Here is a 22,927-nt window from a genome sequence, read left to right on the forward strand (position 1 = left end):
CAACGGTGTACGATCCGGTCACACCGGCTGGGGCGCAAGCGTTGCTCTAGAGGGCCTCCTCCCGCGCCATCCGGTGTTTTACTAGCTTCCCAATATTTTTGAACTGATAAGCTTGGCGCGCGTTGCAGGCCACCCCGGCTTGCATCCTGACCAGAAGCCCGTTTGCGAGACGCGCCGGGCGTCCCAAGGCGGCACAACCGCCGAGGGCGTAATTGAACTACACCGAGGAGTAAAAACAGTGAAAAAACTGCTAGCGGCTTTGACGGTTGCTCTGCTTGCCACCGTCTCGATTGGCGCACACGCTAAAGATTGGTCGACGATCCGTTTTGGTGTTGATGCCAGCTATCCCCCGTTCGAGTCGAAAGGCGCGGACGGCAAGCTCGTTGGCTTCGATATCGACCTCGGCAACGAAATCTGCAAGCGCGTCGGTGCGAAGTGCGTGTGGGTGGAAAACGACTTCGACGGCATGATCCCGGCACTGAAGGCGAAGAAGTTCGACGGCGTGCTGTCGTCGATGTCGATGACGCCGCAACGCGCCGAACAGATCGCTTTCTCGTCGAAGCTGTTCAATACGCCGACGCGCCTCGTCGCGAAGCAGGGCTCGGGCATCCTGCCGACCGCTGAATCGCTGAAGGGCAAGACGGTGGGCGTCGAACAGGGCACCATCCAGGAAACCTACGCGAAGACCTACTGGGAACCGGCGGGCGCGAAAGTCGTGGCGTATCAGAACCAGGACCAGGTCTACGCCGACCTGATCTCGGGCCGTCTGGACGCAGCGCTGCAAGACGCGGTGCAGGCTGACCAGGGCTTCCTGAAGACGCCGCGCGGCAAGGGCTTCGCGTTCGTCGGCAAGGACCTCGACGATCCGAAGATCCTCGGCAATGGCGCCGGCATCGGCATGCGCAAGGAAGACACCGATCTGAAGGTGAAGGTCGACAAGGCGATCGCTGACATGATCAAGGACGGCACCTACAAGAAGATCGAGAAGAAGTACTTCGACTTCGACGTGTACGGCAGCTAAATCGCCCACGCGCGCCGCACGGCGCGCCGGCAGCTTGTCCGAAACGGGCTCCGCGACGCGGAGCCCGTTTTGTTTTGCGGCTCCACATCTAGCCGCATCAAGCCACATCGTGTGGCATATCGGCTAAGATCGTGCGAGACGCGGCTCCCCTGAGACAGGTTGCCGCAGTCCGCGCATGCGGACCACGCGCGCTGCCGGCGCGCATCTTTCCCCTTGCAATCAACCACCTAGCGCGGCTGCTCCGAACGGGCCGCGAAGCCAAAACCATGCAAACCCAGACCCATCCGCTGATTGCCCCGTCGCTTGGCACCGCCCGTGAACTGACGAGTTTCCACTACGGTCCCGGCGGCGGCCAGAAAATCTATATCCAGTCGTCCCTGCATGCGGACGAACTGCCCGGGATGCTGGTGTCGTGGTCGCTGCGACGCAAGCTGGCCGCGCTCGAAGCCGCGGGCAAGCTGCGTGGCGAAGTCGTGGTCGTGCCGGTGCCGAATCCGATCGGCCTTAATCAGCATCTGCTCGGCCAGATGCTCGGCCGCTTCGAAACCGGCAGCGCGCAGAACTTCAACCGCAACTTCTACGACCTCGCGGAACTCGTGCAGCCGTTCATCGAATCGCGTCTGACCAGCGACATCGACGCGAACCGCGCCGCCATCCGCACGGCGATGCGCGAAGCGCTCGACGCGCAGCAGCCGACCACCGAACTCGGCTCGCAACGCCTCGCGCTGCAAAAGCTCTCGTACGACGCCGACGTCGTGCTCGATCTGCATTGCGACTGGGAAGCCGCGATGCACCTGTACACCAATCCGGACCTGTGGCCCGAAGTCGAGCCGCTCGCGCGCTACCTGGACGCGAAGGCGTCGCTGCTCGCGCTGAACTCGGTCGGCAATCCGTTCGACGAAATCCACAGCTTCTGCTGGTCGGATCTGCGCGGCCGTTTCGGCGAGCGCTTCCCGATCCCGAACGGCGGCATCTCGGTCACGATCGAGTTGCGCGGCCAGCGCGATGTGTCGTACGAACTCGCGGAAAAAGACGCGCAGGCGATCATCGAGTATCTGACCTTGCGCGGCGTGGTCGACGGCGAGCCGGCGCCGATGCCGCCGCTCGAATTCGCGGCGACGCCGCTCGCGGGCGCCGAGCCGCTCGTCGCGCCGATCAGCGGCGTGCTCGTCTATCGCTGCGAGGTCGGCACGTGGGTGGACGTGGGCCAGCAAATCGCGGACATCGTCGATCCGTTGACGGACCGCGTCGTCACGATCAAAAACACCGTGGCCGGCGTGCTGTACGCGCGGCATCTGGCGCGTTTCGCGACGGCCGGCCTCGAATTCGCGCGCATCGCCGGCCAGACGCCGTTCCGCAGCGGCTCGTTGCTGAGCAACTGACCCCAGAGCCGCTGCGACCGTCGCTGCTGTCGCGGCCGGCCATGTAACTGAATTTTCACGCACCAGCTGAAATAACCGATCGCCCGCCGCCAGGCGGGCGATTCGCTGCCACGCGTCCAGCCTCGCTCCAGGGTCGACCGACCCGCCCCGCCACCGATACACCTGCCTCCGGTGCACACGCAAAGTGTCGCGCCGACACGACACCGTGAAAATAATTTTTCAGTGTCACAGACCTTACTCAGCGTTCCCTTAAATTGCCGGCCATCGCGCGACGTTGCCGCAGAGCAGCGCGTCGCGATCGCCAAAATTTGCTAACCCGGAGAAGTATTTTGAACAAGAAAATCCTGACCGCCGCTACGTTTGCCGTCTTCGCCTCCGCCGCTCACGCACAAAGCAGCGTCACGCTGTATGGCCTGATCGATGCCGGTATCAGCTACGTGAACAACTCGAAAACGGCCACCGGCCACAGCAGCCTGACCAAGTACGACGACGGCGTCGCGAACGGCAGCCGTTGGGGCCTGCGTGGCACGGAAGACCTCGGTAACGGCCTGAAGGCGCTGTTCGTGTTGGAAAACGGCTTCAACAGCGGGAACGGCACCGCCGGCCAGGGCGGCGCGATGTTCGGGCGCCAGGCGTACGTCGGCGTGTCGCAGAACAACGTCGGTTCGCTGACGTTCGGTCGCCAGTACTCGTTCTCGACCGACTACCTCGGCTCCAACTACGCGACCGGCGGCCAGACCGTCGCGGGCAACTACGCTTACCACATCAACGACGTCGACCAGCTCACGTCGAGCCGTATCAACAACTCGGTCAAGTTCAGCAGCGCGAACTTCTCCGGCCTGACCTTCGGCGCGATGTACGGCTTCTCGAACACGGCAGGCGGCTTTGCCGGCACGCCGGGTACGGGCACGTCCACTGCCCCGGTGGCAGGTTCGTCGCGCGCTTACAGCTTCGGCGCGAACTATGCGAACGGCCCGTTCGGTATCGGCGCGGCGTACACGGACATCCGTTATCCGGGCCAGGCATCGCCGGCCTTCTCGACTTCGCTGGCTAACGTCAGCTTCCCGACGATCGGCAACGGCCAGATCCAGGATCTGCGCACGGTCGGCGTTGGCGGCCGTTACGGATTCGGCCCGGCGACGCTGTGGGCCCTGTACACGAACACGCGCCTCGCACCGATCTCGGGTGGGTCGACCACGTTCGCCGCCTACGAAGCAGGCGCGAAGTACGCGGTCACGCCGGCTATCACGGCAGGCGCGGGCTACACGTACATGCACCTGAGCGGCGCGAACGTCGGTCACTGGAACCAGGTGGACCTGAGCGGCGACTACGCGCTGTCGAAGCGCACGGACGTGTACGTGCTGGGCATCTATCAGATCGCGTCGGGCCGCAACGGCACGCAGGATCTGCAGGCACAGATCGGTTCGAGCACGAGCTACTTCAGCACGTCGGGCGTCGGCGCCGACAACCAGCTGGCGTTCCGTGTCGGTCTGCGTCACAAGTTCTAAGCAGACGGTTCGCGGCAGGGAACACCTGTGTTCCCTGCCTGATTGAATCGATGGAAAGCGCCCTGCGGGGCGCTTTTTCTTTTGCGGCGCGAAATCGGTCGAGCAACGCCGGATTCTCGATCGCGCCCGTCAGCAATTCGACGAACGCCGGATCGAACGCGAGGCCTTCGAGACTGCATGCGATATCGAATAGCTGGGTCAGCTCGATTCCGCTTTGCCGTTTCGGCAACGATATCTGCCAAATATTGTAATTGTCTATAAATATCGTCCACCCCAACATCGGGTCACACGCTTCGATCCCGCGCCCGCGCCGCTCACGCGACACTGCCGGCGCGCCTCCCAATGCCGCCAGAGGACTTCGTCATGAGCATGGACTCCGTCACCACCGCCGACGCGCTCGCGCGGCACACTTCGCGCTCGAGCGTATCGCGGCTGATTCTCGCGACCTCGATCGGCAACGCACTGGAGTTCTACGATCTGGTCGTGTACGGCTACTTCGCGGCCGTGCTGTCGCGCACGTTTTTTCCGGTGCACGACCGCACCGTATCGCTGCTGCTCACGCTCGGCACCTTCGCGCTGTCGTATCTCGCGCGACCGATCGGCGCGCTCGCGCTCGGCTCGTTCAGCGACCGCAAAGGCCGCAAGGCATCGTTGACGCTATCGATTGCGATGATGACGCTCGGCACCAGCATGATCGCGTTGATGCCGTCGTATGCGGCGATCGGCGTGCTCGCGCCGATTGGCGTATTCGCGTCGCGGCTGTTGCAGGGATTCTCGGCGGGCGGCGAGTTCGGCAGTTCGACCGCGTTTCTGATCGAACATGCGCCGGAGCGCAAAGGCTTCATGGCGAGCTGGCAGTTCTCGAGCCAGGGCGCGAGCACGGTGCTGGCGTCGCTGTTCGGCGCGGTGTTGACGAGCACGCTGACGACCGCGCAACTCGAAGGCTGGGGCTGGCGCATTCCGTTCCTGTTCGGCATGCTGATCGGTCCGGTCGGGCTCTACATTCGCCGCCGCATCGACGAAACGCCGGAGTTCGAGCGCGCGGAAAAATCCGCCGCGCCGGTGCGAGAACTGCTCGCGACGCAAAAGGAACGGGTGCTCGTGTCGATCGGCGTGCTCGTGCTGACCACCACGGCCAACTACATGCTGCTCTACATGCCGACCTACGCGGCGCGGCAGCTCGGACTCGCACCGTCGTCGGGCTTCATCGCGACGCTCGCGGCCGGTCTGATCATGATGATGCTCACGCCGCTCGTCGGTCATCTGTCCGACAAGGTAGGCCGCGTGCGCATCATGCTCGGCGCCGGCGTGCTGTTCTTCGCGACCGTGTATCCCGCCTTCGTGCTGATGAACGCGCGCCCGTCGCTCGGCTCGTTGCTTGCCGCGGTCACGTGGGTCGCGTTGCTGAAAGCGACCTACTTCGCGCCGATTCCGGCCTTGATGTCCGAGTTGTTCCCGACCCGCACGCGCACGACCGGCATGGCGTTCGGCTACAACATCGGCACCACCGTGTTCGGGGGCTTCACGCCGCTCGCCGTTGCCGCGCTGATCGCGGCGACCGGCAATAATCTCGCGCCCGGACTCTATCTGATGCTCGCGGCCATGCTCAGCCTTTTCACCGTGATGTGGGCACGCGTGCGACTGCACGCACGGTGAGTCTCTGCCTCGCGGGCTTCGTTGAACCGACAGGAACTTATCCATGCAAGACCGTTTGCAGCAAGCCGTGCAGTTCGCGGTGGATCATGAATCGCTTTGGGACCGCCATGTGGGTGGCGCATGGGGGGTGCACGTAAACGACCCGCCGCCGTGGAACAGGCTGCTCGGTCCCGTGCATGATCGCGGGCCGGTGTCGGGCGCGATCGCCGTCGACGGCCGCGTGCTGACGAGCTGGGGCGAACCGGATCGCGCCGACCTGACCTTCAGTGTCGCGAAGATGTACCTCGCGCTGCTGGCCGGCGTCGCGCACGATCGCGGCCTGTTGCCCGACGTCGACGAACCGGTGCGCGTGCGCGTACCCGACATCGGCTTCGACGACGAACACAACGCGCCGATCAGCTGGGCGCATCTACTGCAGCAAACGAGCGAATGGCGCGGCACGTACTTCGGTTTGTCGGATCAGGCGGATCACTACCGTGCGGTCAATTTCGCCGCGCCGCCCGATGGCAAAAAAGGCGATCTGCGTCCGCCGCAACGGCCGGGCACGTACTGGGAATACAACGACGTCCGCATCAACCAGTTCTCGCTCGCGCTGCTGCATCTGTTCCGTCAGCCGCTGCCCGAGGTGTTTCGCGAAGCGATCATGCGGCCTTCGGGGGCGAGCGAAAACTGGCAATGGGTCGGCTACGACAATGCGTGGGTCGAAATCGACGGGCGACGCATGCAGTCGGTGCCGGGCGGCACGCACTGGGGCGGCGGCGTATCGGTCAGCGCGAACGATCAGTTGAAGGTCGCACAGATGCTGCTCAACGACGGCGTCGCGAACGGCCAGCGCGTGCTGTCGTCCGAATGGATCGCGCGCATGCGCACGCCGTGCGCGATCGCGCCGTTCTATGGCTACCTCGTGTGGCTCAACACCGGGCGCAAGGTGTTCCCGAACGTGCCGGAGTCGAGCTATTTCGGTGTCGGCGCAGGCAGTTCGTTCACGTGGGTCGAACCGGAGCGGCGCATGACCGTGGTCGTGCGCTGGCTGAATCCGGCCGCGGCGAACGAGTTCTTCGGACTCGTGCTCGACGCGGTCGACAACCTCGGCCAATAGCCATTAGCGGCGCACCATCCAAGGCAGCTGCGCCGCGAACGCCAACCACAGGTCATCAAAAAATGCGGGCGATGCACGAATGCATCGCCCGCACGGTCATGGGCCGAGCCGTTGCCGTTGCAACGGCGCGTCAGTGCGAATGCCGCGGCACCGCGGAACCTCGACACCCCACGAGGAAGTCGAGGTCGCAACCCTCGTCGGCCTGCAGCACGTGATCGATATACAGGCGCCGGTAGCCGCCACCTTCCGGCGGCGGGGGCGGCACATGCTGCGCGAGACGGCGCTCGAGTTCCGCGTCGCTGACATCGAGGTGCAGCGTGCCCGCGTCGCAATCGAGCTCGATCCAGTCGCCGTCCTGCACCGCGGCGAGCGGGCCGCCGGCCGCCGCTTCCGGCGTCACGTGCAGCACCACGGTGCCGTAGGCGGTGCCGCTCATGCGCGCATCGGAAATGCGCACCATGTCCTTCACGCCCTGCCTCAGCAGCTTCGGCGGCAGGCCCATGTTGCCGACTTCGGCCATGCCCGGATAACCCTTCGGCCCGCAGTTCTTCATCACCAGCACCGAATTCGCGTCGACGTCGAGCGTCTCGTCGACGATGCGCGCCTTGTAGTGCTCCAGGTTCTCGAACACGACCGCGCGTCCGCGATGCTTGAGCAACTCGGGTGTCGCCGCCGACGGCTTCAGCACCGCGCCGCGCGGCGCGAGATTGCCGCGCAGCACGCGGATGCCGCCATCGGCGACGAGCGGCTTGTCGAGCGGACGGATCACTTCGTCGTTGGTGTTGGGTGCATCCTTCACGTTGTCCCACAGCGACTTGCCGTTGACCGTCAACGCGTCCGGATGCGGCAGCAGGTTCCCTTCGCCGAGCCGGCGCAGCACGGCCGGCAGGCCGCCCGCGTAATAAAACTCTTCCATCAGGAAACGGCCCGACGGCATCAGATCGACGATCGTCGGCGTGTCGCGGCCGATGCGCACCCAGTCGTCGAGATCAAGATCGATACCGATGCGCCCCGCGATCGCCTTCAGATGAATCACCGCGTTGGTCGAGCCGCCGATCGCCGCATTGACGCGAATGGCGTTGACGAACGCCTCGCGCGTGAGGATCTTCGACAGCTTCAGGTCTTCGAGCGCCATTTCGACGATCCGGATTCCCGACATATGCGCAAGCACATAGCGGCGCGAGTCGACCGCGGGAATCGCCGCGTTGTGCGGCAGCGACGTGCCGAGCGCCTCGGCCATGCAGGCCATCGTCGACGCGGTGCCCATCGTGTTGCAGGTGCCCGCCGAGCGCGACATGCCCGCCTCGGCCGACAGGAACTGATGCAGATCGATCTCGCCGGCCTTCAGCGATTCGTGCAGCTGCCACACCGCGGTGCCAGAGCCGATGTTCTTGCCGTCGAGCTTGCCGTTCAGCATCGGGCCGCCGGTCACGACGATCGCCGGCACGTCGCAGCTCGCCGCGCCCATCAGCAGCGCGGGGGTCGTCTTGTCGCAGCCGGTCAGCAGCACGACCGCGTCGATCGGATTGCCGCGGATCGCCTCCTCGACATCCATCGCCGCGAGATTGCGCGTGAGCATCGCGGTCGGACGCAGATTCGATTCGCCGTTGGAAAACACCGGGAACTCGACCGGGAAGCCGCCCGCTTCATAGACGCCGCGCTTCACGTGCTCGGCGAGCTTGCGAAAGTGCGCGTTGCACGGCGTCAGCTCGGACCACGTGTTGCAGATACCGATCACGGGACGCCCGTCGAACTCATGATCGGGAATGCCCTGATTCTTCATCCAGCTTCGATACATGAAGCCGTTCTTGTCAGCCGTGCCGAACCACTCGGCCGAGCGCAATTTCCGCTTTTTTTCCGACATACTAGGTCCTTGATGCATGTGCCGGGACCCCTCACCGGCCAATTTGACTGAAGCGGCCCGCCCGACGCTACGGCGCAAGCTTGCCGCTCAGTGTCCAGGGATGGTGAAGTGTACGGAGCGAGTTGATATCTTTCCAATTATATTTTGGGTGATATCGATATCAATTCTGGTATCCACCCACAGGGTTCGCGGTGCGGCGCGGCTGGCGATCAGACTGTGCCGGCCTCAGGCGTCGCCGGACGCCCGCTTACGGCCGGCTTTCGGTAGTGCGCCGCGCACGTTCTGCTTCAGATGATTCTGGTTATAGTCGATTGCGGCGCGCACCAGCGCTTTCAGTGCGCGCTCGTCGACCCCGTCGCTCTCGAAGAAGTCGATAGCGCGCCGCGCGTTGCCTTCGAGGCCCGCGTTGAACAAGCCGTCCGGGTCGGCCAGACCCGCGCCATGCGCGAAGGTCAGCTTGACCTTGCCCTTGTGGGCGTTGGCGACCGCGATCATGCCGTCGCGCGACCAGACCGGACTACCCATCCACTTGAATTCCTCGACGATGTCCCGATCCGCTGCGAGCATGCACTGGCGGATGCGAGCGAAGGTCGCGCCGCGCCAGTCGGTGAGTCCCGCGATCAGTTCGTCGATACGTTCGGATGCGTTCATTGGAGTGCGGCCCTCGTAAGCGGGGAAACGAAGCGGTTGAACCGATAGGATGCCGTAACGACTCTGTCATTGTAATCTCCGCCTGGATTCGTGGCTGGCGCACCGCCGTTCCACGAGCGCGCTCAATACGACGACGCGATTTCAAACATCGAACGTACCGCGATACTGCTTATCCGCATCCGGGCATCGCTTCACAGTTTGCCCGCAGGCTGCAGCATCGGACGGAGAAACGACAGGGATCGATGATTCGTCAGGCGCTAGTCGTCGCGTTTCCGAAATGCAGCCTCTCCGGCATCTGACACCTCGACCCACTTCGGATCGGGAGCCGCGCCGGGGACGTAAGTGTCGTTCCAGTTCCACCACTTGTACGGTCGGCTCTGCGGGTAGCCCTCCGGCGAATCCTCCCACGTCTCCTGCCGCCCGAGCGCCGTCATGTCAAGGTAGCTCCAGATCGTGCCCATCGCCTCGTCCCCACGGCCGTTAATGAAGTACGTTCGGAACACCCGCTCGCCGTCCCGGATGAACGCGTTGTGGCCGTGCCATTCGTCCACGCCGAAGTCGGCGTCGAAACTATCGGTGATGGTGTACCAGGGGATCATCTCCCAGCCCATCCGGGTCTTCAGCCGCGCGATATCGGCTTGCGGCGCGCGGGACGCGTACACAAGCGTAGTGTCGCGAGCGTGCAAATGGGCAAGGTGGGAGACCTGATCGGCCCCCAGGGAACAGCCAATGCACGCATGCTCCGGCCACCCGTGCACGCCGGGCTCGAAAAAGGCGCGATAGACGACCAACTGGCGGCGGCCGTTGAACAGGTCGAGCAGGCTTACCCTGCCCTCCGGGCCGTCGAACGCATACGTTTTTTCCACGGCAAACCATGGCATCCGCCGTCGCTCGGCGGCCAGCGCATCGCGGGCACGTGTCAAGGCTTTCTCCTTGACGAGCAGCTGCTCGCGCGCGGCCTCCCACTCTTGCCGCGACACAATCGGTGGTGTCTTCATGGCAAGCTGTCCATCTTTCCCACGCTTCTCAGGTGACTTGATCGTCGTCATCGTAACCTCCGGGTTAGAGCGATGTCCTGTGCGTTCGGGTCGGAAGGCGATTCGCTCACCGGGCATCGCTCGCTACTGATGATGGGGTAGTTTAGGCCGCCGGACATCGAATGATGGGAGTGACAAATGTGACGCGATTCAGGTGCGGCTTGATTCAGAAGGAGCAGCGCTAGCGACCTCGATTCATCGTTGGTCAAAAGGCGATGGAATCCCGTGGGTAGCCAAGCGACCGCTTAGCGGATCGGGGCAGACTATTGTGTCCGCCAACCCATATTCGCCCACCACCAGGAGGTGACGATGAACGCGATCCACGAGCTCTACCCCTATCTGCGCGTGCGCAACGCCGCACGGGCTATCGAGTTCTACGCGCAGGCATTCGGCGGCGTCGAGCAGTTTCGCCTGACCGAGCCAGGCGGCCGCATCGGTCATGCCGAAGTGAAGATCGGTCCCGCGACCGTGATGCTGTCCGATGAATATCCCGAGCACGACATGCTCGGACCGACCGGCGACAGCCGGCCGAGTGTGCTGCTGCATATCCACTGCGACGACGTCGACGAGCTGTTCGCACGAGCGGTTGCAGCGGGCGCAACCGTGGTCCGCCCGCTAACCGATCATTTTTATGGCGAGCGCTCGGCGACCGTGCGCGATCCATTCGGCCACGAATGGATGCTCGGCGCGCAGATCGAAGCGCTCACGCCTGAAGAGATGCAGCGCCGTTACACGGCGCTGTTCGACAGCTAGTGGATTGTTATATTGGGCTCCTCGCGCTTAATCCCCCGATGCGTGAGCTCTTTTTACATCCCGCCGAACGGCTTTTCCACCGTGAGCTTGTTGGTCACCGAAGTCACCCCCGGAACACCCTTCGCGATCTCCGCGACCTGATTGATCTGGGAAACGTCGGTGACCGTGCCGTTCAGCGTCACCGCGCCGCCTTTTGCGATGACGCTTATATTGCCGGCGCTGATCTCCTTGTGCTTGCCGATCGCGGCATACACCTGCCGACGCAGCGCGCGATTGGCTTGCCTCGAGCTGACGGGAGCGGCTGCGCTAGCTGACATCGCGGGTGCGCCCGAAGCTGCACTAGCCGTCTGGCCCGACTGCGACCATGCGTTGCTCGACGCGGCCAGAATCAATATGGCAATCGCCAACGCGCGTGCCTGAATGCTTTTCATCGAATACTCCAGTTGTTATAGGCGACGTAATCAGAAGTTATGGCGGATGCCGACCATGGCCGCCGTGGTGGACATGCCAGGTGCAACCGGTGCGCCATAGACGATGGTCTGGTTCATGGTCCCCCTGTTGTTGACATAACCCACCTGCGCGTAAGCCTTGGTGCGCCGGGACAGGTTGTATTCCGCGCCCACGGCGAACTCACCCGAATGGTTCGCCGAGTTGTTCTTGTCTTTCAAGTAGTAGTACCCGGACGTGATCTTGAAACGCGGATTGAACTGATAGCCGAGGCCCCCCGAGATCATTTCGAAGTCCGCGGTGTTGGTATGGGCCGGGTTCTTGCCTGCGCCGTACGAGGCCGACACCGAAAATCCGGCGATCGTGTACATCGCACCGAAATAGTAGAAACGGTTGTTCGCAAGCCCGGTCGCGGGGATAGCGGGCGCCGCCGGGTAGGTGATCGGGTACGGATTGGTATCGTGGCCGTTGTAATACAACGCGGACAGATTCAGACCGTAGTTCGAATACTTGAGCACGGCCGACTCGCGCGTACCGCCCTGGAACTGACCGGCGACGCCGCCCGGCGCGTACTCGAGCGCGAGCGAAGCGCCATGGAATTTCGGCGAGTTGTAGACGAGCGCGTTGCTGTCGTACAGCGCGCCGATCGGCGCGTTCGTGCTCGTGCCAGGCCAGCCGGCCGCCTGATTGATGCCCAGCCACGCGGTCAGAACACTGCCGAAATACTGCGCGCCGCGGACGTCGGTTTCCGCCATCGCGTAGATCATCGGAATGATCTGCCGGCCGGCGTCGAAGGTACCGAACGGCCCCGATGCGCCGACCGTCGCGAACTGGTTGAAGATCGCCGTGGTGCCCGGCGTGTCGGACAGACCGAACTTGCCGTTCGTGGTGTTGAACGCGCCCTGCAGCTTGAAGTTGATCTTGTAGCCGCCGCCGATGTCTTCGCTTCCCTTCATACCCCAGAAGCTCGAATAGATACCGCCGTCCTTCAGCTGATAAATTTTGCCCGTGTTCGGCGCGTGCGGCAGAAACGTAGCGGCCGATGTGCTCTGATACAGCAGCCCCGTATCGACTACGCCATAAAGCGTCACTGACGACTGCGCATGAGCCGCGGTGGCGAAAACGGCCAACACGACAGCGCTGCTTGACTTCAACTTCATTGTGTCTCCTTCGCGTACCGGCGGTGGCGCAAAAGCCGATGCTGCGGTCGCTTCAAATGGTTGGTGGTTTTGTGTGCGCCGGGCGTACCCGGTCGCGTTGTTGTTGCGTGAATCGAACTGCGTTGCTGCGAGAGCCGCGCATCAGGGCAGGTAGTAGTTGCCGAACTGATCGCGTAACTGGTTCTTCAGGACCTTGCCTGTTGCGCCGATAGGCACCGTGTCGACGAACACCACTGCATCGGGAGTCCACCAGCGCGCGACCCGGCCGTTGAAGAAGGACAGCAGTTCGTCGCTGGCCAGCTCGCTGCCCGGCTTTTTCACGACCAGCAGCAGCGGCCGTTCGTCCCACTTAGGATGCCGTGCGGCGATACACACTGCCGTCGAGACTTCCGGATGCAGATAAGCGACGTTTTCGATCGCCGCCGAACTGATCCATTCGCCGCCCGACTTGATCACGTCCTTGCTGCGATCGGTGATCTGCATGAAGCCGTGCCGGTCGATCGTCGCGATGTCGCCGGTCGGAAACCAGCCGTCGCACAATGGCGACTCGACGTCGGCGCCGAAGTACTGCTGCGTGACCCAGTGACCGCGCACCTGCAGATCGCCAGCGCTCTCGCCGCCCCACGGCAATTCATTACCGTGGGAGTCGACGATCCGCATGTCGATGCCGAACAGCGCGCGTCCCTGCTTCGCCTGAACCTTATACTGATCTTCCATCGGCAGCGACTGCTGATGCGCCTTGAAGCTGCAGACCGTGCCGATCGGGCTCAATTCGGTCATGCCCCACGCGTGCAGTACCTCCACCCGGTGGCGCTTCTGGAACGCCTCGGTCATCGCGGTCGGACACGGCGCCCCGCCGATCACCGTGCGTCGCATCGACGAGAAGGTCCCGCCCATCGCATCGACATGCGTGAGCAGTCCCTGCCACACCGTCGGCACGCCGGCCGACAGCGTCACGTGTTCCGTTTCGATCAGTTCATAGAGCGACTTGCCGTCGAGCGCCGGCCCCGGAAACACCAGCTTCGCGCCGACCATGCAGGCGATATAGGGCAGTCCCCACGCGTTCACATGGAACATCGGCACGACCGGCAGGATCACGTCGCGCGCGGAACAGTTCAGCGAATCGGGCAGCGCCGCCGCGTAGGTGTGCAGCACGGTCGAACGATGGCTATACAGCACGCCCTTCGGATTGCCGGTGGTGCCCGACGTGTAGCACAGCGACGACGCGCTGTTTTCATCGAGCAGCGGCCATTCGAAAACGTCGTCGTGCAGTTCGAGCAGATCCTCGTAGCACATCAGCATGCCGGTCAGGTCGTTCGCTTGCGGCATGTGCGCGCGATCGGTCATCGCCACGAATACTTTCGGGCTCTTCACCCGGGGCGCGACGCTCTCGATCAACGGCAGAAAGGTCAGGTCGAAGAACACGACACGATCTTCCGCATGCTCGATGATGTACGCGAGCTGGTCGACGTGCAGTCGTGGGTTCAGCGTATGCAGCACGGACCCGGAGCCCGACACCGCGAAATAGAGCTCCATGTGGCGATAGCCGTTCCACGCGAGCGTCGCGACGCGCTCGCCCTGGCCGACGCCGAGCGTCGACAGCGCATTGGCCATACGGCGCGCGCGCTGCGCGAGGTGCCGATACGAATAACGATGGATGTCTCCTTCCACGCGTCGCGACACGATTTCCTGTTCGCCGTGATGGCGCTCCGCGTGTGTGAGCAGCGCGGAAACCAGCAGCGACTGCTGCATCATCAAGCCTTGCATCTTTCCGTCTCCTGATTGGTTGTGGCGTCTCGGGCCCGGCCTACCGGCCTTACGTTGCCGCGCTGCCGGCTCGCGCTTGCGAGGGCGTCGGGTTCGGCGCGTCGAGACTCACCACCACCTTTGAATCCACTATGTCGACCGGGAAGGTCGTCACGCTCAATCCGCCTGTTCCCGCCATGCAGCCCGTGCGCACGTCGAAGCGCAGACCGTGCGCCGGACAGCGCAACATGCAGCCTTCCAGCTGGCCGCTCGACAGCGCGGCCCCGTTGTGCGGACATGTGTTGTCGATGGCGTGAAGCGAGCCTTCGATGTTGAACAGCACGATGCTGCGGCCATCGATGAAGGCCAGCTTGCGCTGGCCCGGCGCGAGCTCGCCGGCAACACCCACCACGATCCGACGCGACATCCCAGACTCCTTCTGATCCGACGCGGGCCGCGTCACATCAGTACCAGGCGGCGAATCAACGTCTCCGCCATCGGCCATTCGCCAAAGCCCGAAGCAGGGTTGAGGTGCCCCACTTCGCCGAGATCGACGAGGCGGCTGCCCCAGTCCTGCGCCATCTCCTGCACCCGCTCGAACCGCCCGAGCGGATCGTTGCGGCTCGCGCCGACGATGCTCGGAAACGGCAGCGGCTTGCGCGGAATCGGCAGCCAGCCGTTCTGCTCGAGGGTATCCAGCTCCGGATAGCCCGCCGGCATCGGCGTCTCGAGGTCCGCGGGCGCCGCGAGCAGCGCAGCGTGAATCTCGCGCTTGTGCTGCGCCGCCCATTGCACGGTGATCATCACGCCAGCGCTATGCGCGACCAGAATGACCGGGCCGTCGATCCGCGCGAGCGTGGCATCGAGCGCCGCGACGCGTGCCGCGCAACTGAGCTTGTCGTGCTCGAGCGGCGGCACCGACAGCGCTTTCGGCAGCCGTTGCTGCAGCAGGGTTTGCCAATGCTCCGCGACGTGGTCACGCAGACCCGGAACCATCAGAATGGTCGGTTTCAATTCGTAATTCATGGGAAGCTACCTGCTAGTTCAGTACGGCTTGTCGCCGACGATGCCGGCGCGCTCCATCTTGCGGTGGCACGGCGGGTAGTCCATCACCGCATAGTGCTGCGTGCTGCGGTTGTCCCAGATCGCGATGCTGTTCTTCTGCCAGCGCCAGCGCACCTGGTACTCGGGGATGTACGCCTGGCTGATCAGATAGCGCAGCAGATCGCCCGCGCCCGGATTCGCGTCCTGCCCGAAGCGCACTCGCTCCGGCGTATGAAAGTTCGTGAAATGGCTCGTGAAAGCGCTCACGAACAGCACCTTCTCCTCCGTTTCCGGATGCGTGCGCACGACCGGATGCTCCGCGTCCGGAAATTGCGCCTTCAGCGCGAGACGCTTTTCGATCGGCATCGCGGCACCGAAGCTCGCCTCGATGCTGTGGCGCGCGCGCAGGTCCGCGATCTGAGCCTTCACGTACGCCGGCAGCTTCTCGTAGGCGAGGACCATGTTCGCCCACATCGTGTCGCCGCCGACGGGGGGACACTCGACGCAGCGCAGCACGGCACCGAACTGCGGCGCTTCGCGCCAGGTGGCGTCGGCATGCCACGCGTTTTCGTAACGGTCGTTGGGCTGATCCGGGGTCTTGTAGATACGCACGAGGCCCGGATTTTCCGGATCGCTGCCCGCGACCGGATGGTCTTCCAGTTCGCCGAAGCGGCGCGCGAACGCCACGTGTTCGGCACGCGTGATGTCCTGGTCGCGCAGGAACAGCACCCGGTGCTTCAGCAGCGCCGAGCGGATTTGGGCAAACAGGCCATCGTCGTAGACGGCGTGGGCGAGATTCACCCCTATCAGTTCGGCGCCGATCGAGCACGTCAGTTGTTCGACTCGCATGGCTAGCTCCTTAGATGACGAAGATCGACGAACCCGTCGTCTTGCGCGATTCCAGATCACGATGGGCTTGCGCCGCATCTTCGAGCGCGTAGCGCTGATTCAGCTCGATCTTGATGCGTCCCGAGGCGATGAGCCCGAAGATTTCGCCGGCAAGCTCGTCCTTCTCGGCCGGGTCGGCGATGTAGTCAGCCAGCGCCGGGCGGGTCAGATAGAGCGAGCCTTTCATAGCCAGCAGTTGCGGATTGAACGGCGGGATCGGGCCGGAGGCCGTGCCGACGCAAACCAATAGACCGCGGCGCTTCAGCGAATCGAGCGAAGCCTCGAAGGTGTCTTTGCCGACGCTGTCGAACACGACGTTCACGCCGACGCCATCGGTCAGTTCGCGCACGCGCCTGGCGACGTCTTCGTGGCTGTAGTTGATGATGTGATCGCAGCCGTGCGCGCGAGCCACCTCGCCCTTGGCCTCGTTCGAAACCGTGCCGATCACGGTCAGACCCAGCAGCTTCGCCCATTGCGAAACGATCAGGCCGACACCGCCGGCGGCGGCATGCAGAAGGATCGTGTCGCCCGCCTTGAAGTCGTGAATGCGGCGCATCAGATACGCGCAGGTCAACCCGCGCATGGTCATGCCGGCAGCCGTTTCGCAGTCGATCGCATCGGGCAGCCGGATCAGCGGCGCGGCCGGAATCAGGCGTTCGGTGCTGTACGCGCCGAGCGTGTTGAGGAAGCCCGTGTAAGTCACACGATCGCCCACCGCGACGTTCGTGACGTCCGGGCCAACGGCCTCGACCACGCCCGCGGCCTCCACGCCCATCCCCGCGGGCAGCGGGACCGGATACAGGCCGCTGCGAAAGTAGGTGTCGGCGAAATTGAGGCCCACTGCCTGATGGCGCAGGCGAACCTGACCGGGACCGGGGTTGCCCACTTCGACGTCCTCGTAGCGCAGCACGTCGGGACCACCGGTTTCATGAAAGCGAACTGCCTTTGCCATGTTGACTCTCCAATTCTTTACTTGATCTGCACTTTGCAGAATTCGTTGCGCCAGCGGCGCAGTTACAGGTTCCGTGCTCCGCGCCGTCCGCGCGGCGCCATGCGATGTCAGCGTGCGGCCTGCTCGCGCAGCGTGTTCAGCCGATCCAGATCGCCCGAGTAGTTCCGTTTGCCGATCATGAATGCGGCGGCCGCGACGAGCGGTGCGAACGGCACCAGTTGCAACGCGCCCAGCAGTCCGATCCGATCGGCGATGATCCCCGTGAGAACAGCCGCCGGCGCGAGGCCCAGCAGGTTGTTCGCGAGCGTCAGGGTCGCAAACGCCGAGGCGTGAATCGTCGGCGGCGTGAGGTTCGCCACCATCGCACCCGACGGGCCGCTCGCACCGGCGCAGAAGAACATGCCGGCGCCGATCACGACCAGTTGCCACGGCCCCGCGGGCATCCGCAAGCCAATCGCGAGCAGGACGAAACAGGCGAGGCAGAAGGCGATCGCGGCGCTCCACTTGCGTTCCCGCATGTTCTTGCTGAGCCGGTCGGCGAGGTTTCCGCACACCACCATGCCCACCCCGGTCACCAGCACGAACACCGCCGCGCACATCGCAGCCTTGCCGGTGGCCATGCCGTAATAGCGATTCAGGAAGCTCGGCATCCATGCCCACACAGCGGCGGGAACCAGCAGATGGAGGCCGCTGCCCACATAGGCGCACACCACGGACTTCGTCGAAAACAACCCCTTCATCAGCGCGCGCAGGCTCATGCACATGCCGCGCGATTGCGCCTGCCTCGTCACGCTCGCCGGCTGCAGCGGCACAAGACGCTTTTCGGTGACGACGAGGCGGTAGATCACGACCAGCACGACCCCCATCGCCGCCATGGCGCCGAATGCCGAACGCCAGCCGAGGTGAGCCGCCACCGCGCCGCCGAGCGCCATGCCCAGCACCGAGCCGAACGCGCCGCCCGCCATGAAGGTGCCGGTCAGCGTGGAGCGCAGCCGGACCGGAAAGATGCTCAGAACAACTGCGATACCGACACTGCCATAGGCCGCTTCGCCGATTCCGACAAAGGCACGCGCCAGCAGCAACTGCCCATAGTTCGCCGAGATCGCGCAGCCCACCGTCGCGAGACTCCACATCGCCGCCATCAGCACGATGCTCTTCACGCGGCCCCAGCGGTCGGCCAGAACCGACAGCGGGAACGTGAGCACACCGACCATCAGCGCGACCACGCTGCTGAGCGAACCCAGCTGCGCATCGGACAGATGCCACGCCGCCTTGAGCGGCGGAAACACGGCATTCAACACTTGCCGCGACATATAGTCGGAAAGCAGCAATCCGACCGTCAACGCAAACACCACCCACGCATAAGCGCGCACGTCCGTCTGAGCTGCCGAAACTTCGCCCGTCGTGGGCGCTGCATGCTGAACGAGCATATTTTGTCTCCTTCCACGCTGACTCCCTGGCGGCCGCCTTGCCCGCATGGGCCGACGACTGTTATGGATTCAGCTATCTGCTCCCCGCTATGCACCGGAAGCGTTAGCCATGAAGCCCGGCCTCGGCCAATGCGCCGGCCCGGGCTCCTGGTGATCACGCCGCGCGAAGCGGCAGGTTCCTGACACCGGCCTGGCGGTTCGGCGCCATGCCGTTGGCGACCAGCGTCTCTTCGACCGTCTCGTACTGCACACCAATACGATAGATCTCGCGCGCTTCTTTGCCAGTGGCAATTTCGCGTCCCAGTTCGCGCGCGACGCGCACGCACTGCTCGATCTGCTGCACCGACGTGAAGCGCTTGCCGTGCTGATCGATGATCGTGTCCTCGATGCCGCAGCGCGGATGCAGGCCCATCGACATCGCCATCATGTTGAACGGCAGCACGTTCTTCAGCAGCGACTCGGCGGTGAGCGTGCAGCCATCCGGCGCGCGATGCACGAAGTTGAAGAAGTTGAATGGATTGGGGCCGTCGAAGCCGCCACCGATGCCGATCCACGTCAGGTTCAGCGGGCCCTTGTAGACGCCCTTGCGCACGAGGCGTTCGAGCGTTTCGAGCGCGTGAATGCCGGTGAGCTGGAAGTGCGGCTGGATGCCCGAAGCCTGCAGGCGGCGCAGGTGTTCCTCGACCCAGGCGGGGCCGGCCGGCACCGTCATTTCACTATAGGCGGCCATGAACCCGGGGTTGGAAAGCGAGGTGCCTGCCAGATACTCCGGATAGAGCAGCTCCATGATGTTCATTTGCGTGGTGTTGATCGCGACCGTCACCTGATCGGGCTTCGGATCGAGATCGGCCAGCATATGACGCGTGTCGTCGGACAGCCACTTCGCGGCTTGTCCGTCGTCTTCCGGTGCAAACGAGATCGAGCCACCGACCTGAATGATCATGTCGGGCACTGCCGCGCGCACACCCGCGATCAGTTCGTTGAACTTCGACAGGCGCTTCGAGCCCTTGCCGTCCAGTTCGCGCACGTGCAGGTGCAATACCGTGGCGCCGGCGTTGTAGCAATCGACGGCCTTCTGGATCTGCTCGTCCATCGTCACGGGAATGTCTTCCGGGAAGTCCTCCGGCATCCATTCCGGGCCGTAAGGGGCGGTGGTGATGACTACCTTGTCCTGATTCTCAGGGTGCAACGAATCGTCGAGAAATTGCATTTGTTTGCCTCCATCCAGTTTTGAAGTGACGGTGTTCCGCTATCGCGAGGTCGCATGAAAACTTGCTGGAACACATCGAACGACATGTGCCCACAATACGGCAATCGCGCGCTACACTTTTATGATTGGACGCCATCCTTTTAGCGATTCGTGCCACTGCGCGTTAACACCAATAATTGCGCGAAGCAAGTGTTTAATGACTAGAAAAAATACTCAGCATGGTGAATCGTCCGGAGAAACTACGATGGAAACGATGGTGACGTCGGTAGCCATGAGCGGCTATTTCGAAGTGACGCGACGGCTTGGACTCAATCCGGTCGAGCTCGCGAAGCAGGCCGGCATCGACGCCGGCGCGCTCGCGAATCCGGACGATCGCGTATCGGCCACCGCCTGTTGCCGGCTACTGGAAATGACGGCCGAAAAGGCGTCGTGCCCGACCCTCGCGCTGCAAATGGCGGAAACGCGGCAGACCTTCGGCAGCGGCGTGATCAATGTCCTGCTCGCGCACAAACGCACGCTGCGCGAAGTGTTGCTGGCCGCGGCCGAATACCGTCATCTGCTCAACGAAGCGCTGGCGGTGTACGTCGAGGACGCGGACAATACGGTCACCATTCGGGAGGAACTCGTCGTCGAACGGGGTACCCCGACAAGGCAGGCGATCGAACTGGCGCTCGGCGTCCTCGCGCGGCACTCCGGTGCTCTGCTCGGCAAGTTCTGGAAACCGCGCGAGGTCCACTTCACGCATCCGGCGCCCAAAGACCTGACGTTTCATCGACGCTTCTTCGGCTGTCCGCTGGTGTTCGGCAGCGACTTCAACGGGTTCGTCTGCGCAAGCGCCGATCTCGACTACCCGAATCCACTGGCCGATCCTGAACTCGTGCGCTATGCGGAAAGCCTCGCCTCTCCGCTGAACGTGAGCGCCGCGGAATCGGCCGCGCTGGAAGTGCGCAAGGCGATCTACCTGCTGCTGCCGCTCGAGCAGGCGAACGCGGAGCTGGTTGCACGTTATTTGCATCTGAGCGTGCGCACCATGCAACGGCAGTTGAATTCGGCCGGCACCAGCTTTTCGGATCAGGTCGAGGAAGTCCCGCGGCGAACTCGCCGTGCGCTACATGAGCAATCCCACCTATCCGATCGGACGGGTCTCGGCGCTTCTCGGCTACGCGCAACAGGGATCGTTCACGAACTGGTTCGTGTCGCGCTTCCACATGACACCGCGCGACTGGCGCGCGAGCCATGCGAAGTGACGGCCGGTGGCAGTGAAGACAAAAAAACGGAGGGTGATGCACTGAGCATCACCCCCCGTTCTTGCCGCACCCGCTATCGCCATCCGATCACTCGGCGCGAAGCTTCACATAGCGCCCCGGTGCGCTCTCGATTGCCTTGTACTTCCTATTGCCGAGCTTCGTGCGTGCCTCGACCTGCTCGCCGGAATGCTGCTTGACCCAGTCGATCCAGTGATTCCACCAGCTGCCGCGCTGCTGAACCGACGTTGCGAGCCACTCGTCGGCGTTCTCGTCGCAGGTATCGTTGGTTCGGTAGCTGCGCTTGTTCTTCGAGGCCGGATTGATCACACCCGCGATATGGCCGCTTGCCCCCAGCACGAACTCGGTTTGCCCGCCCACTAGTTGCGTCGACTGATAGGCGGACCGCCACGGCACGATGTGATCTTCCTCGGCCGCCATCAGATAGCTTGGAATATCGATGTTGCCGAGATCCACCGGCGTGTCGCAGAACTTCAGTTTGTTCGGCACGCGCAGACTGTTTTCGAGGTACATGTTGCGCAGATAGAAGCTGTACATCGGACCGGGCAGATTGGTCGTGTCCGCGTTCCAGTACAGCAGATCGAACGCGGCCGGGGTTTTGCCTTTCAGGTAATTGTTCACGACATACGGCCAGATCAGATCGTTGGCACGCAGCGACTGGAATACGAAGCCGAGTTCGCGTCCGGGATAGAGCCCGCCGCCACCGATCGCATGCTCGCGCATCGCCACGCCCTGCTCGTCGATGAACACGCCGAGATCGCCCGGGTCGGTGAAGTCGAGCAACGCCGTCAGCAGCGTCAGGCTGGCCACGGAGTCGTCGCCGTTCGCACGCATGACCGCCAGCGCCGACGACAGCATCGTGCCCCCCACGCACCAGCCCAATGCATTGACCTGGTCGGCCCGGCTAATCGCACGCGCGACGCTGATCGCCTGCATCACGCCGTCCTCGAGGTAGGCGTCCCACGTGGTCTGCGCCATGTCCTGCTGCGGGTTGCGCCAGGACACGACGAACACCGTCAGGCCCTGCTCGCAGGCGAAGCGCACGAAGGAATTCTCCGGCTGCAGATCCAGGATGTAGAACTTGTTGATGCACGGAGGAACGATCACGAGCGGCCGCGCGGCGACCTTCGGTGTCAGCGGCTCGTACTGGATCAGCTGAAACAGATCGTTCTCATAGACCACCGCGCCACTGGACGTGGCAACGCTGCGGCCCACTTCGAACGCGCTTTGATCGGTAATCGAAATCGAGCCGCTGCCCAGATCGTCGAGCAGATGCGTAACGCCCGCGAGCAGGCTCGATCCGCCCGATTCCACCGCCGCCCGGAGGACTTCGGGATTCGTCGCGACGAAATTCGCGGGGCTGGCGAAGTCGATGAACTGGCGCATGAAAAAGCGCAGCTTGTGCTTGCCCTTTTCGTCGAGCGCGCTCGCCTCGACGAACTCCGCGAGTGCCCGGGCATTGATCAGATAGCTCTGTTTAAGAAGGCTGTACCAGCCGTTGCTGGACCAGTCGTCGGCGTGAAAGCGCCGGTCTCCCTGCTCGGGCTCGGCGACCGCCTTCAACTCCGTGCGCCCGCCGATCAATCCGGCGACGGCGTCGCTCCACAGTTGCGCCTGCTGTTGCAGATAGTGGGCGCTCGTGTGGGTCACGGAGCCTCGCGCGATCGGCCCGTTGAAATCGAAGTCCGAGCCGTCGGTGTCGGGCACCGTCGTCGCGTATTCATCCTTAACCGGCGAAAAACGCCATAAATCGAAGCCGGCATTGACCCAGCCCGTGGAAAACTCATGTGGCATGCTGAATGGCATTCTCATGG

At 63.6% G+C, this 22,927-nt stretch carries 19 protein-coding genes and 1 pseudogene; 7 read left to right on the forward strand and 13 right to left on the reverse strand.

The annotated features are described in order from the left end of the window. The first annotated feature begins 238 nt into the window (after window positions 1-238). The 5 genes from OKW27_RS17100 (at window position 239) to OKW27_RS17120 (ending at window position 6,666) form a co-directional block, all read left to right on the forward strand. Window positions 239-1,021 (forward strand): ABC transporter substrate-binding protein, encoded by a 783-nt coding sequence (locus OKW27_RS17100; RefSeq protein ID WP_184039263.1) that lies wholly within the window; start codon window positions 239-241, stop codon window positions 1,019-1,021. A gap of 266 nt (window positions 1,022-1,287) precedes the next feature. Next, window positions 1,288-2,403, forward strand: a complete 1,116-nt coding sequence (locus tag OKW27_RS17105; protein ID WP_429334179.1) for a succinylglutamate desuccinylase/aspartoacylase family protein — start codon at window positions 1,288-1,290, stop codon at window positions 2,401-2,403. Between the two features lie 329 nt (window positions 2,404-2,732). After that, window positions 2,733-3,911 (forward strand): porin, encoded by a 1,179-nt coding sequence (locus OKW27_RS17110; RefSeq protein WP_429334180.1) that lies wholly within the window; start codon window positions 2,733-2,735, stop codon window positions 3,909-3,911. Window positions 3,912-4,274: 363 nt separating this feature from the next. Next, entirely contained in the window at window positions 4,275-5,567 is a 1,293-nt protein-coding gene (locus OKW27_RS17115; protein WP_429334181.1) for an MFS transporter, read from the forward strand. 43 nt (window positions 5,568-5,610) lie between these two features. Continuing rightward, window positions 5,611-6,666, forward strand: a complete 1,056-nt coding sequence (locus OKW27_RS17120) for a serine hydrolase domain-containing protein (RefSeq protein ID WP_429334182.1) — start codon at window positions 5,611-5,613, stop codon at window positions 6,664-6,666. Between the two features lie 130 nt (window positions 6,667-6,796). Here the strand turns inward: OKW27_RS17120 and OKW27_RS17125 are convergent, their stop codons facing one another. The 3 genes from OKW27_RS17125 to OKW27_RS17135 all read right to left on the reverse strand — a co-directional run bounded on the left by OKW27_RS17125 (window position 6,797) and on the right by OKW27_RS17135 (window position 10,230). Further along, window positions 6,797-8,530, reverse strand: coding sequence for an IlvD/Edd family dehydratase (locus tag OKW27_RS17125; RefSeq protein WP_429334183.1), 1,734 nt, complete (start codon window positions 8,528-8,530; stop codon window positions 6,797-6,799). A gap of 225 nt (window positions 8,531-8,755) precedes the next feature. Then, window positions 8,756-9,181: a DUF1801 domain-containing protein gene (locus tag OKW27_RS17130; protein ID WP_429334184.1), complete on the reverse strand. Its 426-nt coding sequence runs from the start codon at window positions 9,179-9,181 to the stop codon at window positions 8,756-8,758. A 257-nt stretch (window positions 9,182-9,438) separates the two neighbouring features. After that, complete coding sequence (locus tag OKW27_RS17135; RefSeq protein WP_429334185.1) at window positions 9,439-10,230, reverse strand: DUF899 domain-containing protein; 792 nt, start codon at window positions 10,228-10,230, stop codon at window positions 9,439-9,441. A 297-nt stretch (window positions 10,231-10,527) separates the two neighbouring features. Here OKW27_RS17135 and OKW27_RS17140 point away from each other — a divergent pair, with 297 nt between their 5' ends. Next, the gene (locus OKW27_RS17140) at window positions 10,528-10,971 is read left to right on the forward strand and encodes a VOC family protein (protein ID WP_184060608.1); all 444 of its coding nucleotides are present in this window, start codon (window positions 10,528-10,530) and stop codon (window positions 10,969-10,971) included. Window positions 10,972-11,024: 53 nt separating this feature from the next. On the opposite strand, the gene OKW27_RS17145 is transcribed toward OKW27_RS17140, so the two are convergent. The 9 genes from OKW27_RS17145 to OKW27_RS17185 all read right to left on the reverse strand — a co-directional run bounded on the left by OKW27_RS17145 (window position 11,025) and on the right by OKW27_RS17185 (window position 19,848). Next, window positions 11,025-11,402 (reverse strand): BON domain-containing protein, encoded by a 378-nt coding sequence (locus OKW27_RS17145; RefSeq protein WP_090809465.1) that lies wholly within the window; start codon window positions 11,400-11,402, stop codon window positions 11,025-11,027. A 30-nt stretch (window positions 11,403-11,432) separates the two neighbouring features. Next, window positions 11,433-12,578 (reverse strand): porin, encoded by a 1,146-nt coding sequence (locus OKW27_RS17150; protein WP_429334186.1) that lies wholly within the window; start codon window positions 12,576-12,578, stop codon window positions 11,433-11,435. Between the two features lie 141 nt (window positions 12,579-12,719). After that, a complete protein-coding gene (locus OKW27_RS17155) occupies window positions 12,720-14,345 on the reverse strand; it encodes a 3-(methylthio)propionyl-CoA ligase (RefSeq protein WP_429290864.1) in 1,626 nt (541 codons plus the stop codon). Window positions 14,346-14,394: 49 nt separating this feature from the next. After that, window positions 14,395-14,751, reverse strand: a complete 357-nt coding sequence (locus OKW27_RS17160) for a Rieske (2Fe-2S) protein (RefSeq protein WP_090810467.1) — start codon at window positions 14,749-14,751, stop codon at window positions 14,395-14,397. A gap of 32 nt (window positions 14,752-14,783) precedes the next feature. Then, window positions 14,784-15,350: an RBBP9/YdeN family alpha/beta hydrolase gene (locus OKW27_RS17165; protein ID WP_429334187.1), complete on the reverse strand. Its 567-nt coding sequence runs from the start codon at window positions 15,348-15,350 to the stop codon at window positions 14,784-14,786. Between the two features lie 18 nt (window positions 15,351-15,368). After that, window positions 15,369-16,217, reverse strand: a complete 849-nt coding sequence (locus OKW27_RS17170; RefSeq protein ID WP_429334188.1) for a TauD/TfdA dioxygenase family protein — start codon at window positions 16,215-16,217, stop codon at window positions 15,369-15,371. A 10-nt stretch (window positions 16,218-16,227) separates the two neighbouring features. Then, window positions 16,228-17,208 carry a quinone oxidoreductase family protein gene (locus OKW27_RS17175; RefSeq protein ID WP_090809459.1) on the reverse strand — a complete coding sequence of 327 codons (981 nt, stop codon included), beginning with the start codon at window positions 17,206-17,208 and terminating at the stop codon, window positions 16,228-16,230. A gap of 107 nt (window positions 17,209-17,315) precedes the next feature. Beyond that, window positions 17,316-18,638 carry an MFS transporter gene (locus OKW27_RS17180; protein WP_090809457.1) on the reverse strand — a complete coding sequence of 441 codons (1,323 nt, stop codon included), beginning with the start codon at window positions 18,636-18,638 and terminating at the stop codon, window positions 17,316-17,318. 154 nt (window positions 18,639-18,792) lie between these two features. Beyond that, on the reverse strand, window positions 18,793-19,848 hold the full coding sequence (locus OKW27_RS17185) for a 3-keto-5-aminohexanoate cleavage protein (RefSeq protein WP_090809455.1): 1,056 nt from the start codon (window positions 19,846-19,848) through the stop codon (window positions 18,793-18,795). Between the two features lie 244 nt (window positions 19,849-20,092). On the opposite strand from OKW27_RS17185, the pseudogene OKW27_RS17190 reads away from it, so the two are divergent. After that, a pseudogene (locus tag OKW27_RS17190) lies at window positions 20,093-21,095 on the forward strand (AraC family transcriptional regulator). A gap of 87 nt (window positions 21,096-21,182) precedes the next feature. Here the strand turns inward: OKW27_RS17190 and phaC are convergent. Next, window positions 21,183-22,925: a class I poly(R)-hydroxyalkanoic acid synthase gene (gene phaC / locus OKW27_RS17195; protein WP_429334189.1), complete on the reverse strand. Its 1,743-nt coding sequence runs from the start codon at window positions 22,923-22,925 to the stop codon at window positions 21,183-21,185. Window positions 22,926-22,927: the final 2 nt, after the last annotated feature.

The organism is Paraburkholderia sp. 35.1, from assembly GCF_050436525.1.
GTDB lineage: Bacteria > Pseudomonadota > Gammaproteobacteria > Burkholderiales > Burkholderiaceae > Paraburkholderia > Paraburkholderia tuberum.

What these genes read in the sequence shown, in the direction of transcription:
- OKW27_RS17130 (WP_429334184.1), bottom strand. Translation starts at nt 9,181, where the DNA reads ATGAACGCATCCGAACGTATCGACGAACTGATCGCGGGACTCACCGAC.
- OKW27_RS17105 (WP_429334179.1), top strand. Translation starts at nt 1,288, where the DNA reads ATGCAAACCCAGACCCATCCGCTGATTGCCCCGTCGCTTGGCACCGCC.
- OKW27_RS17135 (WP_429334185.1), bottom strand. Translation starts at nt 10,230, where the DNA reads ATGACGACGATCAAGTCACCTGAGAAGCGTGGGAAAGATGGACAGCTT.
- OKW27_RS17160 (WP_090810467.1), bottom strand. Translation starts at nt 14,751, where the DNA reads ATGTCGCGTCGGATCGTGGTGGGTGTTGCCGGCGAGCTCGCGCCGGGC.
- OKW27_RS17120 (WP_429334182.1), top strand. Translation starts at nt 5,611, where the DNA reads ATGCAAGACCGTTTGCAGCAAGCCGTGCAGTTCGCGGTGGATCATGAA.
- OKW27_RS17155 (WP_429290864.1), bottom strand. Translation starts at nt 14,345, where the DNA reads ATGCAAGGCTTGATGATGCAGCAGTCGCTGCTGGTTTCCGCGCTGCTC.
- OKW27_RS17125 (WP_429334183.1), bottom strand. Translation starts at nt 8,530, where the DNA reads ATGTCGGAAAAAAAGCGGAAATTGCGCTCGGCCGAGTGGTTCGGCACG.
- OKW27_RS17185 (WP_090809455.1), bottom strand. Translation starts at nt 19,848, where the DNA reads ATGCAATTTCTCGACGATTCGTTGCACCCTGAGAATCAGGACAAGGTA.
- phaC (WP_429334189.1), bottom strand. Translation starts at nt 22,925, where the DNA reads ATGAGAATGCCATTCAGCATGCCACATGAGTTTTCCACGGGCTGGGTC.
- OKW27_RS17180 (WP_090809457.1), bottom strand. Translation starts at nt 18,638, where the DNA reads ATGCTCGTTCAGCATGCAGCGCCCACGACGGGCGAAGTTTCGGCAGCT.
- OKW27_RS17175 (WP_090809459.1), bottom strand. Translation starts at nt 17,208, where the DNA reads ATGGCAAAGGCAGTTCGCTTTCATGAAACCGGTGGTCCCGACGTGCTG.
- OKW27_RS17170 (WP_429334188.1), bottom strand. Translation starts at nt 16,217, where the DNA reads ATGCGAGTCGAACAACTGACGTGCTCGATCGGCGCCGAACTGATAGGG.
- OKW27_RS17165 (WP_429334187.1), bottom strand. Translation starts at nt 15,350, where the DNA reads ATGAATTACGAATTGAAACCGACCATTCTGATGGTTCCGGGTCTGCGT.
- OKW27_RS17150 (WP_429334186.1), bottom strand. Translation starts at nt 12,578, where the DNA reads ATGAAGTTGAAGTCAAGCAGCGCTGTCGTGTTGGCCGTTTTCGCCACC.
- OKW27_RS17115 (WP_429334181.1), top strand. Translation starts at nt 4,275, where the DNA reads ATGAGCATGGACTCCGTCACCACCGCCGACGCGCTCGCGCGGCACACT.
- OKW27_RS17145 (WP_090809465.1), bottom strand. Translation starts at nt 11,402, where the DNA reads ATGAAAAGCATTCAGGCACGCGCGTTGGCGATTGCCATATTGATTCTG.
- OKW27_RS17140 (WP_184060608.1), top strand. Translation starts at nt 10,528, where the DNA reads ATGAACGCGATCCACGAGCTCTACCCCTATCTGCGCGTGCGCAACGCC.